The organism is Virgisporangium aliadipatigenens, assembly GCF_016863615.1.
Classification (GTDB): domain Bacteria; phylum Actinomycetota; class Actinomycetes; order Mycobacteriales; family Micromonosporaceae; genus Virgisporangium; species Virgisporangium aliadipatigenens.
In genome coordinates, this window is record NZ_BOPF01000094.1 from 1 (window position 1) to 1656 (window position 1656).

Below are 1656 nucleotides of genomic sequence, written 5' to 3' on the forward strand. Positions count from 1 at the left end.
CCCGGCGCACCGAAAGCGGTAACCGTCGACCGGGACACCAAAGACCCCACCAACATCGCCATCAAATGGTCCACCGTCGAAGGCGCCACCCGCTACAACGTCTCCGTCTTCGACGGCGCCACCGACAAAGTCACCCTGATCCCCGGCTCGAAGAACACCCACACCCTGCAAAACACCGACCCCTGCGCACGACTCAGGGTGACGATCGGCGCCCGCGACAAATCCGGCGCCGGCGCCACCTCCGGCAACGTCTGGCTCAACTCCCTCGCCCCCGGCGGCGTCTCCGGCGTCAAAGCCCAACGCGACCCCACCTACACCAACCTCACCGTCACCTGGAAACAACCCACCTGGACCGGCCAAGGCACCCTCACCGGCTACCGCGTCGTACTGATCCGCACCACCGACGAAAAAACCGTCTCCGACACCACCGTCAACACCCTGAGCACCACCATCACCAAACTCGACCCCACCGCCGACTACCGACTCCACGTCTCCGCCACCAACACCTACGGCACCTGCGTCGTCAACAAAATGCCCATCGGCTCCTCCAAAACCTCCGCCCCCACCGCACTGCGCCACGACCGCGACGACACCAACCCCCGCAAAGTCACCGTCACCTGGAACACCCCCGCCTACCTCGGCTACGGCGCCATCACCCACTACATGATCGGCGCGGCCGAAGGCAGCGCGGACCCGACAACGTGGACCCGCCTCGAGCCGACCACGACCAGCGCCCTGTTGGACCTGGACCCGGGCAAGAAATGGAACATCCAAATCGTGCCGTTCAACGCCTTCGGCCCCGGCCGTATCGGCGTCACCCGCCTCACCCCGGATGCCACCGCAGGACTCAAACCGCTGGTCAACCTCGCCCTCTCCGGCGAACAGGTCAACGTCAAACTCGGCACCAAAGTCGGCGGCATCACCGAATACCCCCGCGTCGTCGTCCGCATCAGGTCGTTGATCGCCGACGACAACGCCTACTACGACGAACAATGGGGACAAACCGGCGCCTCCACCATCACCTTCACCAACATCCCCCTCGGCATCTACATCGCCACCGTCTCCGGCACCACCCCCACCGGCGACCGCGAAGAAGAATGGGCCCGACAGGTCATGATCGTCGGACCCAACACCAACACCCTCACCAACACCGCCTGGCAAAGCGTCCTCGCCATCAAATCGGCCTCCGGTGACGGCAACGTCATCACCAAGACCGGCACGAACACCCCCAACCACGCCCTGCTCACCACCGTCAACCTGAAGGCCAACCGCGGCTACGGCGTCTGGGTCCGCGCCTCCATCAGCCCCCTCAAACTGATGACCGGCCTCCTCGTCGAATACGACCCCAACTACAACGGCCAAGGCCCCACCTACCTCCTGCGCATGCAGAAGCTCGGCATCCCCTGCGCGAAACCGCTCGCCGTCGCCAAGGCCCCGACCGCCACGACCAAGGCCGGCACGCACGACATCAGCGTCGTCGCCAACGGTGACACCCTCACCGCGACGGTGGACAACGTGACGGTCCTCAACGTTCAAAACCTGACCGCCACCAACAACAACACCTGCCTCACCCACGTACCCACCGGCACCCAAGCCGGACTCCGCACCTGGAAAACCGACGGACTCAACGCCTACACCAAGAGCACCCTCCGCTAG

General features: G+C 64.9%; 1 protein-coding gene. It reads left to right on the forward strand.

Annotated elements, in window-relative coordinates; translation table 11 throughout:
* A partial coding sequence (locus Val02_RS46905) for a fibronectin type III domain-containing protein (protein WP_203905879.1) occupies nt 1–1656 on the forward strand: 1656 nt, incomplete at its 5' end.